Below are 12,579 nucleotides of genomic sequence, written 5' to 3'. Positions count from 1 at the left end.
CGTGTCGCGGCTCCGAATCCGCGCGACCAGCGCGTGGCTGTCCTTCCCGCTGTGGGCGTGGCTGGCGTTCTTCGTGTTCATGCCGCTCGCGCTCGTCGTCTGGTACTCCTTCGGCGAGAAGCCTGATCTCTTCACTGCGGTCTCGAACGACCAGCTCTCGTTCGATCGGTACGGCGAGGTCCTCGACGGCGTCTTCATGTCCACGTTCTGGGCGACGTTGCGGATCGCCGGAGCAGGGACGCTGCTCTGCCTGCTGGTCGGCGTCCCGTTCGCGTACTGGATGGCGGTCAAGGTGGACCCGCGGTGGCGTCCGCTCCTCCTCGCTCTCGTGCTGGTGCCCTTCTGGACGAACTTCCTCGTCCGGACCCTCGGGTGGCAGATCTTCCTGGCGCCCAACGGCATGGCGTCCGACGCGCTCCAGTGGCTGGGTGTCCTGAACGGTCCGCTCGACATCCTCTACACGCGGGGAGCCGTCCAGCTCGGCGTCGTCTACAACTACCTGCCGCTGATGATCCTGCCGCTCTACGTGGTGTTCGAGCGCCTCGACCCGAGCCAGCGCGAGGCGAGCCGCGACCTCGGTGCCGGACGGTGGAAGACCTTCTTCTCCGTCACGGTGCCCGAGGCGCTCCCCGGCATCGCGTCGGGATGTCTCCTGGTGTTCATCCCGCTGATGGGCGACTACCTCACCGCGTCGGTGCTCGGCGGTGCGCGCGGGACGATGATCGGCCAGGTCGTCGCCCGCCAGTTCACGTCGGCCCAGAACTGGGCGCTCGGCTCGGCCATGGCGGTGACGCTGATGGCGTTCGTGCTGCTGACCGTCGTGCTCGCCGCCGCCGTCTTCCTGCTGGTCCGGACGATCGTCCGGCGAGCCCGCCACCTTGACCTGGAGGTGACGCCATGAGCGCCGCGCGTACCCGTCGGCCTCGGGATCCGCTGAGCCGTGCGCTCACGGTCCTGGGCGTGCTGGTCTTCGTGTTCCTCTTCCTGCCGATCCTGGTGATCGTCGTCTACTCGTTCAACACGGGCCGGCTGCTCGGCGCGTGGGACAGCTTCGGGTTCGACGCGTACACCCGGGCCTGGAACAACCCCGTCATCGGTGACACGGTCCGTACGTCGCTGGTCGCCGGCGTGCTCGCGTCGATGGTGTCCACCGTGCTCGGCACGATCGGCGGAGTCGCCCTCGCGCGTGCCCGTGCCGGGGCGCGCTGGGCCGGCATCCTGACGGCACTGCTCGCGGTCACGCTGATCACGCCGGAGGTCATCGACGGCATCGCGATCCTGCCGTGGCTCGTCACCCTCGGGACGGACGGCGGCCTCGCGGTCGTCAACAACGGCATGGTGCGCCTGGTGATCGTGCACACCTCGCTCGCGGTCGCCGTGGTCACGTTCATCGTGCGTGCGCGGATGCGAGGGATGGACGAGCAGATCGAGGAGGCGGCCGCCGACCTCTACGCGGCTCCGTGGAACAGGTTCCGTCAGATCACGCTTCCGTTGGCCTCGCCCGGCATCTTCGCCGGTGCGCTGATGGCGTTCACGCTGAGCCTCGACAACACGATCGTCGCGTCGTTCGTCCAGGTACCGGGCTACACCCCGTGGCCGGTCTACGTGTTCGGATCGCTCAAGGTGGGCCTGCGCCCGGAGATCGCTGCCGTGTCGACCGTGATGCTGCTGCTGACGCTCGCGGCGCTCGCCGTCGTGTGGGCAGTGCTGCGGCGGTCCGGGGACGACAACGCCTCGGTCGCCTCGACCTTTACCGGAGGATGAGCACGAATGACAAAGGCACGTGAGCGGCTTCTGTCGGCCGCAACCGGAACCCATCCGCTCGAGCCAGGAACGCTCGACCCGACGGACGTCGTCGACGGCTCGCCGAGCACGGCGTCCACCGAGCTCGCGGCGCTCGACGGCGCGTCCGTCGGACTTTGGGAGATCACCGCCGGCACGGTCCGCGACACCGAGATCGACGAGGTCTTCGTCGTGCTGTCCGGGGACGCGACCGTGCGCTTCGAGGACGGCAGCACGCTTTCGCTGCGGCCCGGCGTCGCCGTACGCCTGCGCGCCGGCGACCGTACGGTGTGGGAGGTTCGCGAGACCCTGCGCAAGGTCTACCTGGCCTGATCCGTCCCGGTTCCGACCCGCCGGGCCCACGCACGAGGGATCATGAAGGGGTGAGCGCCTTCGGCACGCCCCGACCGCGACGTGCGGACGCGTCGTGGCGGGCACGTCTGGCGGTGGTCCTGCTGCTTCTGACGCTCAGCGCGGCGTTCCTCACCGACCTCGGGCAGAGCCGTGCCGACGCCGTGCGGTGCGAGCGGTTCACGTCGCAGTCCGAGGCACGCCGTGCGGTCGTCGCCCCCGCCCTCGGGAAGCGGGTCGTCGTGATCGGCGACTCCTGGTCCGCGGGCCTCGGCCTGGACGATGCCGGCGACGCCTGGACCTCGCGGCTGTCCGGGCAGGTGCACGTCGACGCATTCTCCGGTTCGGGGTTCAGTCGGTCGGCGAGCCCGTGCGACGGCTCGTGGTTCGGCGCCCGTGCCGGCCGTGCCGTGGCCGGGGGCGCGGACCTGGTCGTGGTGGCAGGAGGTCTCAACGACGTCGACCAGCCGGTGGGTGCCGTCCGAGCGGGCTTCGCGCGGGTGATGCGTGCGGTGGGGGAGCTGCCGGTCGTCGTGGTCGGACCCGCGTCCGCGCCGTCGCGCGCCGGGGGTGCGCCCGAGGTCGACACGCTCCTCGCCGATCTCGCGGAAGCCCACGGTGCCGCCTACGTCTCGACGCTCGGTCTCGACCTTCCATACCTCGAGGACGGGCTGCACCTGTCGCCGGAGGGCCACCGCGCGTTCGGCGACTTCGTCGCGACGCGCCTGGAGGTTCTCGGCGCGTAAGGTCCGTGCATGGAGCGGAACGAGCCTCCCGACCCCGAGGTGGTCGAGCTCGCGCACCGGATGTTCGACCTGGCGCGCGACGGTGACGCCGACAGCCTGCTCGCGTACGTCGACGCCGGCGTACCCCTGGAGATGACCGACCCCGACGGCAACACGCTGCTGATGCTCGCGGCGTACCACGGCCATGCCGACGTGGTGCAGCGTCTGCTCGATGCCGGCGCGGACGTCGACCGGCTCAACGACCGCGGTCAGAGCCCGCTCGCGGGCGCCGTCTTCAAGGGGGAGGACCTCGTGGTGTCGCTGCTCATCGGCGCCGGGGCCGACCCGGACCTGGGGACGCCGTCGGCCCGGGCGACGGCCGCGATGTTCGGCCGGGACAACCTGCTGACCTGACGACCCACGGCGGACACCTCGTCCGTCGCGGCAGCGAGGCGCTACAGTCGATCCCACGACAGGGGAGCGCGGGTGCCCACGGGCACGGTGCGCTGAGAGTGCGGAAAGCCCGCAGACCCTCCGAACCTGCACCGGTTAGCACCGGCGAAGGGAGTCACCCATGGCTGAGGCCATTCGTTCTCGCACGTCCGCGACCACCCGTTACCGCACGGTCGACCTCGTCACCGTCGCGATGCTGGGGGTCGCGCTCGGTGTCGTCTTCTGGGGCTGGAACCAGCTGTTCGCCGTGGTGAGCGGCACTGCGCTGTTCGCCTTCCCGCCGAGCTCCGGGCTCATCTGCGGCGTCTGGCTGCTCGGCGGTGTCGTCGGCGGTCTCGTCGTCCGCAAGCCCGGTGCCGCGGTCGGCACGGAGCTGGTCGCGGCCACGGTGTCGGCGCTGCTCGGCAACCAGTGGGGGATGTCCGTCGTCGTCTCGGGACTGATCCAGGGGTTCGGCGCCGAGCTCGTCTTCGCCGTGTTCCTCTACCGGCGGTGGGGCGTCGTCGTTGCCGCGCTGGCCGGTGCGCTGGCGGGCGCTGGTGAGGCCGTGTACGAGTGGTTCGCCTACTACGCGGACTGGTCGTTCGGCTACCAGCTCGTCTACCTCGCGTTCTTCGTGGTCTCCGGCGCGCTCGTCGCTGGGGTCGGCGGCTGGGCCCTCGTCCGTGCGCTCGCGTCGACCGGGGCGCTCGACGCGTTCGGGCCGGGACGCGACTACCACGCACGCACGGCGGTGTCTGCGGACCACGATCAGGCGTGACCGGCTCGATCACGCTCCGCGGCTTCGGCTGGCGTCCGCTCGGTCGGCGGGCCCCGGTCGTCGCCGGACTCGACCTGCGGGTCGAGCCCGGTGAGCGCGTCCTGCTCGCCGGTCCCTCCGGTGCCGGCAAGTCGACCGTGCTCCGCGCCGTCGCCGGGGTGCTCGCGACCGCCGGTGACGGCGACCTGCTCGGCGAGGTCGAGACCGAAGGCCGGATCGGTCTGCTCCTGCAGAACCCGGGTGACGCCGTCGTCGCTGAGCGGATCGGGCGTGACGTCGCGTTCGGTCTCGAGAACGCGCGCGTCGCCCCGGATGCGATGTGGCCCCGTGTCCGTGCCGCGCTGGAGGCCGTCCGACTCCCGTACGGGGTGCAGCACCCGACGGCGGCGCTCTCGGGAGGTGAGCTCCAGCGTGCGGCGCTCGCCGGGGTCCTCGCGTCGCGGGCCGACGTCCTGCTCCTCGACGAACCGACCTCGATGCTCGACGACGCGAACGCCGAGGGCGTGCGCCGGTGCATCACCGACGTCGTGGCCGAGAGCGGGGCGACGCTCGTGGTGGTCGAGCACCGGCTCGCGCCGTGGCTCGACCACGTCGACCGGGTCGTCGTGCTCGGGCGCGACGGCGAGGTGGTCGCCGACACGGACCCGGCGACGTTCGCGGCCACGATGCGCGACGACCTTGCCTCCGCGGGCGTCTGGATGCCGGGCGTGCCCGCGCCCGAACCCGTCGAGCCTCCCGCCGCGCTCGTCGTGCCGCATCGTCGGCCCGCGCCGACCCTCGAGGCCGTCGCGCTGAGCGTCGACCTCCGCCGCACCGACATGCGCGGGACGGTCGTCGCGGCCGCGCTCCGGGAGGTCGACGCCACGCTCACACCCGACGCGGTCACGGTCCTCGGCGGGCCGAGCGGCGCCGGCAAGTCGACTCTGCTGGCGACCCTCGGCGGACTGCAGCGTCCCACCGCGGGGGAGGTGCGTGGCCTGGGCATGCCGCCGCACCGGATGCGTTCGCGTGCGCTGGCGGCGGTCGTCGGGTGGGTCCCCCAGAATCCTGAGCACGGGTTCCTGACGACCCGCGTCCGCGACGAGGTCGCGGCGACCTCCCGGCGGGTCGGGGTCGTCGTCGACGTCGACGCGGTGCTCGCGCACCTGGGGCTCGACCGGCTCGCCGACGCCAACCCGTACCGGCTCTCCGGCGGCGAGCAGCGCCGGCTCGCCCTCGGCGCCGCGCTCGCACACCGCCCGTCCGTGCTGCTCCTCGACGAGCCCACGGTCGGCCAGGACCGCGGCACCTGGGCGGCGGTCGCGGGGTGGATGCGCGCGGCCGCGCACGGCGGTGCCGCGGTCGCCGCAGCGAGCCACGACAGTGCGCTGGTGAGCTGCGCCGACCATGTGGTGCGCCTCGCGGACGGACGCAACGCTGTACCCGCGCCGCGCGTCGAGGGGGCACGATGAGGCGCCTCGTCCCCGCTGCGAACCCGTTGGTGCTGCTGGCCATGGGGACGCTCGCGATCGTCGCGTCCTTCGCGGTGCGCGACCTGAGGACCGCCGCTGTCGCGCTGGGAGCGTACGTGCTTGCCGGTGCGCTGCTGCTGCCGTCCCCACGGTTCGCGCTGGCGCGGTTCGCGGCGATCGCGGTGGCGTCGGTGTCCCTGGTCTCGTCGACGTGGTGGCTCGGCGGGCGTGACCTCGAGGTCGCGCTGACGGCGGGTCTGCGGATCGTCGTCCTCGCCCTGCCCGGAGCCGTGCTGGCCGCGTTCGTCGACCCGTCACGGCTCGCTGACCAGCTCGGCCAGCGGCTTCGTCTGCCGGCACGACCCGTCGTCGCGTTCGCCGCGGCGATGCAGCGCTTCGGTGCCCTGCGGGAGACCTGGGGGCAGCTCGACCGAACCCGGCGAGCGCGTGGCTACGGACCGACACGCAACCCGCTCTCGCGCGGACGGCACGCGGCCTCGCTCGCGTTCGCGCTGCTGGTCAGCGCGCTGCGCGACGCGGCGCGGATGTCGGTCGCGATGGACGCGCGAGGTTTTGCCGGGGCGCAGACCCGGACATGGGCGGAACCGGCGCCGTGGACCCGGGCGGACACCGGCCTGCTCGCCCTCGGAGTCGTCCTCGCCGCGGTCCCTTGGCTCGTACGGTGAGACGGCCGGTGTGCCGCGCGTCACGGTCGCCCTCTAGGATCGGGGCGCAGTAAGCGATCGCTTAGTACGGAGGCCCCGATGCGCACCTTCAAGAACCTTGCCGAGCTCGCGTCCTGCACGGGCGAGGAGCTCGGCGTCAGCGACTGGCACGAGGTCACGCAGGAGCAGGTGAACCTCTTCGCCGAGGCGACCGGTGACCACCAGTGGATCCATGTCGACCCGGAGAAGGCTGCCCACGGGCCCTTCGGTCGCACGATCGCGCACGGTTACCTCACGGTGTCGCTGATCCCCATGCTGTCGGCCGAGACGTACAAGGTCGAGAGCGTCAGGATGGGCGTCAACTACGGGTCCGACAAGGTGCGCTTCCCTGCGCCGTTGCCCGTCGGCTCACGCGTCCGCGGGCGGGCGAAGCTCGTCGAGGTCGTCCCGGTCGCGCTCGGCCAGCGCGTCACCGTCGAGTTCACGGTCGAGGCAGAGGGCGTCGACAAGCCGGTGTGCGTCGCGCGCACGCTCGCGATCTTCGCGGAGTAGCCGCCGGGACGGCCCGCCGTCAGAGGCTCTTGCCCCACACGTACCCGAGCAGGGCGAGGGCGATCGTGGCGGCCAGCACGCCGAACCCGTACGCCGCGGCGAGACCGTAGCGCCTCTCGCGGACCAGGGTGACGGCCTCGTAGCTGGCAGTGCTGAAGGTGGTGTAGCCGCCGAGGAACCCTGTCCCGATCACCGCGCTGACGTCCGACGAGGCCAGGTCGCCGACCACCAGGCCGGTGAGGAAGCCGAGCACGAGCGAACCGGTCATGTTGATGATCGCGGTCGACCACGGGAAGGCCGAGCGGGAGGTCTTGGCCTTGATCATCCCGTCGACGACGTAGCGCACGCTGGCGCCCGCGCCGCCGGCCACGATCATCAGCAGGAACAGGGGGAACGTCATGAGCCCGCTCCCTTGTCCTCGTGCTTGCGTTCGTGGAGCCTCGACGCCAGCACGATGCCGAGCATCGTGGCGCAGGCACCGATGATGACGGTGCCCAGCGCGTACGTGAGGGCGATGCCGATCCGCGCGTCGTCGACGAGCACGGCGGTGTCGGTCGCCAGCGAGCTGTACGTCGTGAGGCCTCCGCAGAACCCCGTACCGACGAGGAGCTTCAGCCGCGCGGTCGTCTGCGGAGCGGGAGCGGTGCGGGTGAGGCCCTCGTACAGGTACCCGAGGATGAACGCGCCGAGCAGGTTCACGATCGGCACCACGATCGGGATGTTGTCCTCGTTCGGGACGGCGAGCATGAAACCCTCGCGGGCTGCCACGCCGACGACTCCTCCGGCGAAGACGAGGGCGATCGACGCCGCGCGCAGGTAGGCTGGTCGGCCCGTTGTCGTCGTCATCAGCAAGCCTCTCAGCCGAGTCGTTCTCGCGCGTCACCCGGCGCCGCACGGTGCCGGTGGTCCTGGTTCGACGGTAGGTCCGCTGATTCCCGACCGCGCGCCGGACGCCGCCTCGTCGTCGCCGGACGGGGCGACTGCGAGGTCACGCCGACACCGGCTCACGCGTGTTCGGATCGTTCACCGCGCCGGGCGACACGTCCTCGATCATGACCAGCAGCGTGTCGTTGACCAGCCCGAGCTCGCGCAGGACGGCACTCTGCTCACGGGCGGCGGTCGCGCTCGACGGGTCCGTGTCGTCCCCACCCACGTCCGGGTCGACGGGGCCGGGGAGCTTGCCGTCCAACGCCGTGGTCAGGGCGGTGGCGTTCTTGCTCAACGTACGGCTCAGCCCGTCCCAGTCTTCCGAGGAGCCGTCGACGCCGGCGTCGATGGCGCTCTCGACGGCAGCGACGAGCTGGCGGGTGTGGAACATCAACGCCCACACCGCGGTGAGCCGGGCCTCGACGCCACCGACCTGGACCGCACCGGGTGCCAGTCGGAGCGGCGCGAACGCCGACTCGAGTGCGCGGACGTGCTGCTCGGCGGCGAGGAGCCGCTGACGGATCGCCGCCTTCGAGATCGAGTGGTTCCCGGCCAGTCGGCCCAGGCTGGCGGAGGTGATCGCGTCGACGTCCTTCACGACGGTGGTCGCGTCCTTGCTTAGCACGTTGCGGGTGCGCGTCGGCAGGACCAGCGCGGCGACGACCAGGGCGATCGCCGCACCGAAGAGCGTCTCCAGGATCCGCATCTCCAGTGCGAGGGTGGTCAGGCGGCCGAGGAACTCGTAGAGGACGGCGAAGATCATCGTCGTCCAGAACGTCGACACCGCCGGTGCGACCGGGCGGTAGTAGGTCGAGCCGAAGACCGCGACGGCGAGGAGGGGGAGGACCACCCTCGGGTCCGCTCCCGTCGAGAGCGCCAACCCGAACCCGACCGCGGCACCGGCGACGGTGCCCGCGACCCGCTGCGCGCCCTTGAGGAACGTCTCTCCGTTGGTGCCGCCCAGCACCTGGTAGGCGGCGAGCGCCGCCCAGTACTGGTGGGAGGCCGAGACCACCTCGCCGATCGTCAGTGCGGCGCCGGTCGCGACCGCCGTCTGGATCGCTCGACGGGTGGGCGGGGACAGCGGCCATCGGCCACGCGGGGGGTCTTCGGATGGTGGGGTCGCGACGGAGCGGTCGACGTCACCACTCGTGTCCTCCTCGTCGTCCAGCGGGACGGCGACCGGCGCGCTCGGATCGAGGGCGGCGACGGCGGTGGCCCGGAACTCGGACGCGGCGCCGTGAAGCTCGTTGGCCGCCTGGAACACGAGGCGGGCGGCGCGCGGCCAGTCAGCCGCCGGCTCGTCATCTCTCCACGGGGCGAGCTGGGCGTCCGAGGGAACCACCTGCGAGGCAGCGTCACCCGGGATCACGGCCATCTGTGCGAGGTGCGCCTGCAGCAGCTCCACCCGGCCGGCGAGCCGGGCGCGAAGCTCGAGCGAGATCATGGTGCCTGTGACGCTGTGCGCCGCCGCCACCAGGTTCATGGCCGCCAGCTCGGTGTCGAACAGGCGGAGCCTCAGCGCCGTCGCACGGTGGGCGCTGACACCGGTCAGGGTCTCGTCGCCGCTGACCTGGCCGGCGACGAACGCCGCATCGCTGCGGAGCTGCCTGATGTCGGCGGAGACGTTCCTGCGGATGTCGGGATCCCAGCGAGCCGCTGACACCGCGTCGAAGAGGGTGTCCATCGACGACACCAGGCGCTGCGCGAACCCGCTCAACCCGCTGCGCAGTGCACGCAGCGGCTGTTGCCGCAGGAGCACGTGGGTGAACAGGTACGCCGACGCGACCCCGACCGCCGCGGCGGTGAGGTAGAGCGCGACGTCGGTGAGCTGCAGGCGCAGGATCAGCGCGAAGTAGTACGCCATGAAGGTCACCTGGCCGAGCGCCGCCCAGCGCGGACCGAACCGCCCGGCCCAGACGCCGACCATCGCCACCACGACGACGAAGACCCCGGTCAGCACGACGGAGCCCGACACGAGTGCGCCGAGCATCACGACCACGGCGACCGGCACGATGATCAGCGCGCTCGTGAGACGCGCGGCACGCGGTGTCCTGTCCGCCGATATCCCGGCGCTCAGCATGCCGACGAAGCCGCCGAAGATGGCCGGCGACAGCGAGCTGCGACCGGTCGCCTCGAAGATGCCGTAGAGGAGGAGCGCGGCGGTGGCCGCCGCGAGGACCGACCGCGCCGCCGCGCGGAACCGTGAGTATCCGGGGTCGACCTGCGAGTGCCGGAGGTCGCGCCTCGCCCACCAGCGGCCGAGGTGCGAGCCGTGGGAACCGGCGACCGTCTTAGGGGTGCTCCTCCCGACGAGCGGCGTGATCTCCGCGACGTTCTCCAGAGCGATGGTGTCGTGGTCGTGGAGCATGGAGACGGGCTCGTCCGAGACGATGGCGGGCTGGTAGTCGAGGTCGGCGCTCACACCGAGGGTGATCTGCTGCGCCCGGTAGGCGAACGGCAGCCATTCGCTGTACCGCCGATACGTGTCGTCCATGTCGGCCAGCGGCTCGACCTCGGCCAGTCGCGCCATCGCGGCGTCCAGGTCGAGGAACTGGGCGACCCACTCGTTCTCGCGCTTGCCTCGGGGATCGCGGGCGAGCTTCGCGAAGGTCTCGGCACTCACGACCTCGGGCACGTCGCGGCTCCGCCATCCCACGCTGCGCTGCAGGTACTCGCCGAACTGGAGGAACTGGAAGGTGAGCGAGATCAGGCTGGGGTCGGCGGCGGCCGGGTGCCCAGTCGGGAGACCCCACCGCAGCGCGCCGAGCGTTCCCGCCAGCATCCGGATCGCGTACGGCAGCGCGAACTGGTCGCGTCCGCTCTGGAAGTAGTAGGCGGCATGGTGCAGACGCACTCCGTCGGTGTACGAGGCGAACGAGCCGGAGATGCCGTCGAGGTGGGTGTCCAGCCCGTTCGGCTGACCGTTCCTGAAGAAGGGGGTGAGGGTGGCGACGGTGGAGCCGGCTCCTCGCTCCGCGGTGAAGAAGTACCGGCACAGCCCGTTCAGGTCGCTGAAGACCGAGTAGATGGCCAGCAGGAACGTGAGGATCAGGGAGATCAGGACGACGCCGGAGAGCGTCTCCGCGATGCTGAGGAACCGCAGGAGGTCGGTCTCCGCCGTCAGGGACGAGCCGCCCACGGTCGACAGCTGGGCGGCGCTGAAGTAGAACGCGTCGAAGAGGGTGAGCCCGGCGCCTTCGCCCGACACCGAGAAGCTGGACCGCGACATCAGGCCGTAGTAGATGAGCCCGAACCCGGTGATGATCCCGAACACCCAGAGGACGATGACGGTGATGATCTGGATCCCGGTGACCTGCCGGAGCCCGACCGGTCGCCACCGCCGAGACAGGCGCCGGGTGATCCGGCGCAGGATCCGCCACTGCCAGCGCGTCGCAGCACCGCTGAAGATTCCCGCCTCGTCGTAGTTCAGCGCCGTAAGGAACACGTCGAGCAGAGTCGCGCCCAGGATGACGGCTCCCAGGGCGATCCAGACGATGTCCACCCGTGCAAGGCTAGTCGCGCGGCCGGGATGCGCTTTGCGAACTATTTCTGCTTTGTCTGTTTCGACTTGCGGTTGTTTCCGGCCAGGCAAACGATCTAGGGAACGTACGACACACCCAGGTTGGTGTCCCATGATCGCCAGCCGCGAGCTCCGAAAGGTGGGTCGAGGCGATGAACCTCACTCCGCGGGAGATCGACAAGCTCTACGTCTACCAGGTCGCAGACCTCGCCCGGCGGCGTCGCGATCGCGGCACCAAGCTCAATCTCAGCGAGGCCCAGGCGCTGATCTCCGAGGCGATCCTGGAGGCGGCCCGCGACGGCAAGTCCGTGGCCGAGTGCATGGAGCTCGGCAAGCACGTGGTCTCCGAGGCCGACTGCATGGCGGGGGTCCGTGAACGCCTGGCCCTGCTCCAGGTGGAGGCCACCTTCATCGACGGCAGCAAGCTCGTCTCCTGTCACGACCCTGTGGCGGCCTGACAGATGCCGACGGGGGAGCACAGCGCGGTCACGACGGTGCTCGTCGGTGGCCACGAGAGCGCGTACGGGAGTGACCTGCTTCCCCTCCTCGACCTGCTCCCCGACGCCGTCGTCACCCCTGCAGGACGAGCGCTGCACAACACCGTCGCCCCGTCCCTCGCCGCGGGCGAGACCGTCGTCGTCGTCACCATGACCTGGGGTCGCGATCCCGTCATGGTCGCCGACGTCGCGAAGACGCTGAGCTGGCTCGCCTCCGACGCCGGTGGGCGCCTTGCCCTGACACCGAGCTTCGGGACTGTGGACCACCTGGTCGCGTGGCTGCGCCGCGCCGCGACGGAGACGGCACGTCAGCGGCCGGGAGCCGGCGTGCTGGTGACAGCGCCGTCGTCCAACCCGTTCGACGACGCGGAGCTCCACCGCATCGCTCATCTCGTGCGCACGCACGGTGCGGGGGTTCAGGTCGAGGTCGCATGCGTCGCTGAACCCTCGGATCTCGGGCGCGCCGTCGAACGAGCACTGCTGCTCGGCTCCGACGACGTCGTCGTGGTGCCGGCGGGATTCGGCAAGGGACCGCCGCCAGGACTGCCCGGCGAGCACGCGACCTTCTTCGGGCCGCTGCTCTCCGAGGCGGCAGTGCTCGACATCGTGCGCCGACGGGTGAGCGAAGCGCAGCACGAGCTGGGCCACGGGCGGGACGGGATCGCTGCCGGGCTGCTTGCCGACCACGGTCACGGGTATGCGCACTCGCACGCGTTCGAGGACGGTGCTGCTCCCGGACACGGTGGCCATGTGCACCCGCACGTCCACCCGCACCACGTTCCACACGAGACGCCCGTCGAACGTGGCGCCTCCCACGACGAGGTCCTCACCTCGCCCCACCACTGAGCCATCCGGGCCGCGTGCACGCGCGCGGCCCGCACAGATGCGGAGGG

14 protein-coding genes and 1 riboswitch are annotated in these 12,579 nt (G+C 71.2%); of the genes, 11 read left to right on the top strand and 3 right to left on the bottom strand.

Going from position 1 to position 12,579, the window contains the following annotated elements; genetic code table 11:
* Position 1 precedes the first annotated feature (1 nt).
* From NYZ95_RS09605 to NYZ95_RS09565, 9 genes are all read left to right on the top strand, one after another.
* Complete coding sequence (locus NYZ95_RS09605) at positions 2-901, top strand: ABC transporter permease (protein WP_262851050.1); 900 nt, start codon at positions 2-4, stop codon at positions 899-901.
* Positions 898-1,764 carry an ABC transporter permease gene (locus NYZ95_RS09600; RefSeq protein WP_262851049.1) on the top strand — a complete coding sequence of 289 codons (867 nt, stop codon included), beginning with the start codon at positions 898-900 and terminating at the stop codon, positions 1,762-1,764. The genes NYZ95_RS09605 and NYZ95_RS09600 overlap by 4 nt, the downstream gene beginning before the upstream one ends.
* A 6-nt stretch (positions 1,765-1,770) precedes the next feature.
* Entirely contained in the window at positions 1,771-2,115 is a 345-nt protein-coding gene (locus NYZ95_RS09595; protein WP_262851048.1) for a cupin domain-containing protein, read from the top strand.
* Between the two features lie 50 nt (positions 2,116-2,165).
* The gene (locus tag NYZ95_RS09590; protein WP_262851047.1) at positions 2,166-2,879 is read left to right on the top strand and encodes an SGNH/GDSL hydrolase family protein; all 714 of its coding nucleotides are present in this window, start codon (positions 2,166-2,168) and stop codon (positions 2,877-2,879) included.
* A 9-nt stretch (positions 2,880-2,888) separates the two neighbouring features.
* The gene (locus NYZ95_RS09585; protein WP_139105295.1) at positions 2,889-3,272 is read left to right on the top strand and encodes an ankyrin repeat domain-containing protein; all 384 of its coding nucleotides are present in this window, start codon (positions 2,889-2,891) and stop codon (positions 3,270-3,272) included.
* Between the two features lie 50 nt (positions 3,273-3,322).
* Positions 3,323-3,442: riboswitch (TPP riboswitch) on the top strand.
* A complete protein-coding gene (locus NYZ95_RS09580) occupies positions 3,433-4,071 on the top strand; it encodes an ECF transporter S component (RefSeq protein ID WP_139087034.1) in 639 nt (212 codons plus the stop codon). It overlaps the preceding riboswitch by 10 nt.
* Positions 4,068-5,522 (top strand): ABC transporter ATP-binding protein, encoded by a 1,455-nt coding sequence (locus NYZ95_RS09575; protein ID WP_262851046.1) that lies wholly within the window; start codon positions 4,068-4,070, stop codon positions 5,520-5,522. Before NYZ95_RS09580 ends, NYZ95_RS09575 begins: the two co-directional genes overlap by 4 nt.
* Positions 5,519-6,208, top strand: a complete 690-nt coding sequence (locus tag NYZ95_RS09570) for an energy-coupling factor transporter transmembrane component T family protein (RefSeq protein WP_262851045.1) — start codon at positions 5,519-5,521, stop codon at positions 6,206-6,208. The genes NYZ95_RS09575 and NYZ95_RS09570 overlap by 4 nt, the downstream gene beginning before the upstream one ends.
* A gap of 78 nt (positions 6,209-6,286) precedes the next feature.
* Positions 6,287-6,739 carry a MaoC family dehydratase gene (locus NYZ95_RS09565; RefSeq protein WP_139087037.1) on the top strand — a complete coding sequence of 151 codons (453 nt, stop codon included), beginning with the start codon at positions 6,287-6,289 and terminating at the stop codon, positions 6,737-6,739.
* 19 nt (positions 6,740-6,758) lie between these two features.
* On the opposite strand, the gene crcB is transcribed toward NYZ95_RS09565, so the two are convergent.
* From crcB to NYZ95_RS09550, 3 genes are all read right to left on the bottom strand, one after another.
* A complete protein-coding gene (gene crcB / locus NYZ95_RS09560) occupies positions 6,759-7,139 on the bottom strand; it encodes a fluoride efflux transporter CrcB (RefSeq protein WP_262851044.1) in 381 nt (126 codons plus the stop codon).
* Positions 7,136-7,585 carry a fluoride efflux transporter FluC gene (locus NYZ95_RS09555; protein WP_262851043.1) on the bottom strand — a complete coding sequence of 150 codons (450 nt, stop codon included), beginning with the start codon at positions 7,583-7,585 and terminating at the stop codon, positions 7,136-7,138. The genes crcB and NYZ95_RS09555 overlap by 4 nt, the downstream gene beginning before the upstream one ends.
* A gap of 142 nt (positions 7,586-7,727) precedes the next feature.
* A complete protein-coding gene (locus NYZ95_RS09550) occupies positions 7,728-11,171 on the bottom strand; it encodes an FUSC family protein (RefSeq protein ID WP_262851042.1) in 3,444 nt (1,147 codons plus the stop codon).
* A 170-nt stretch (positions 11,172-11,341) separates the two neighbouring features.
* Between NYZ95_RS09550 and NYZ95_RS09545 the strand changes: the two genes are divergently transcribed.
* Both NYZ95_RS09545 and NYZ95_RS09540 read left to right on the top strand, forming a co-directional pair.
* Positions 11,342-11,647, top strand: coding sequence for an urease subunit gamma (locus tag NYZ95_RS09545; protein WP_262851041.1), 306 nt, complete (start codon positions 11,342-11,344; stop codon positions 11,645-11,647).
* Between the two features lie 3 nt (positions 11,648-11,650).
* Positions 11,651-12,532, top strand: coding sequence for a sirohydrochlorin chelatase (locus NYZ95_RS09540; RefSeq protein WP_262851040.1), 882 nt, complete (start codon positions 11,651-11,653; stop codon positions 12,530-12,532).
* Positions 12,533-12,579: the final 47 nt, after the last annotated feature.

This window comes from Mumia quercus (genome assembly GCF_025506335.1).
In the GTDB taxonomy this organism is placed as follows: Bacteria; Actinomycetota; Actinomycetes; order Propionibacteriales; family Nocardioidaceae; genus Mumia; species Mumia quercus.
The sequence above is the reverse complement of the archived record's forward strand: the minus strand, read 5'-3'. Positions and strand labels throughout refer to the sequence as shown.

Excerpts from the sequence above, each read along its gene's own strand:
- NYZ95_RS09570 (WP_262851045.1), top strand. The coding sequence starts at position 5,519 with ATGAGGCGCCTCGTCCCCGCTGCGAACCCGTTGGTGCTGCTGGCCATG.
- crcB (WP_262851044.1), bottom strand. The coding sequence starts at position 7,139 with ATGACGTTCCCCCTGTTCCTGCTGATGATCGTGGCCGGCGGCGCGGGC.
- NYZ95_RS09595 (WP_262851048.1), top strand. The coding sequence starts at position 1,771 with ATGACAAAGGCACGTGAGCGGCTTCTGTCGGCCGCAACCGGAACCCAT.
- NYZ95_RS09540 (WP_262851040.1), top strand. The coding sequence starts at position 11,651 with ATGCCGACGGGGGAGCACAGCGCGGTCACGACGGTGCTCGTCGGTGGC.
- NYZ95_RS09600 (WP_262851049.1), top strand. The coding sequence starts at position 898 with ATGAGCGCCGCGCGTACCCGTCGGCCTCGGGATCCGCTGAGCCGTGCG.
- NYZ95_RS09585 (WP_139105295.1), top strand. The coding sequence starts at position 2,889 with ATGGAGCGGAACGAGCCTCCCGACCCCGAGGTGGTCGAGCTCGCGCAC.
- NYZ95_RS09555 (WP_262851043.1), bottom strand. The coding sequence starts at position 7,585 with ATGACGACGACAACGGGCCGACCAGCCTACCTGCGCGCGGCGTCGATC.
- NYZ95_RS09545 (WP_262851041.1), top strand. The coding sequence starts at position 11,342 with ATGAACCTCACTCCGCGGGAGATCGACAAGCTCTACGTCTACCAGGTC.
- NYZ95_RS09580 (WP_139087034.1), top strand. The coding sequence starts at position 3,433 with ATGGCTGAGGCCATTCGTTCTCGCACGTCCGCGACCACCCGTTACCGC.
- NYZ95_RS09565 (WP_139087037.1), top strand. The coding sequence starts at position 6,287 with ATGCGCACCTTCAAGAACCTTGCCGAGCTCGCGTCCTGCACGGGCGAG.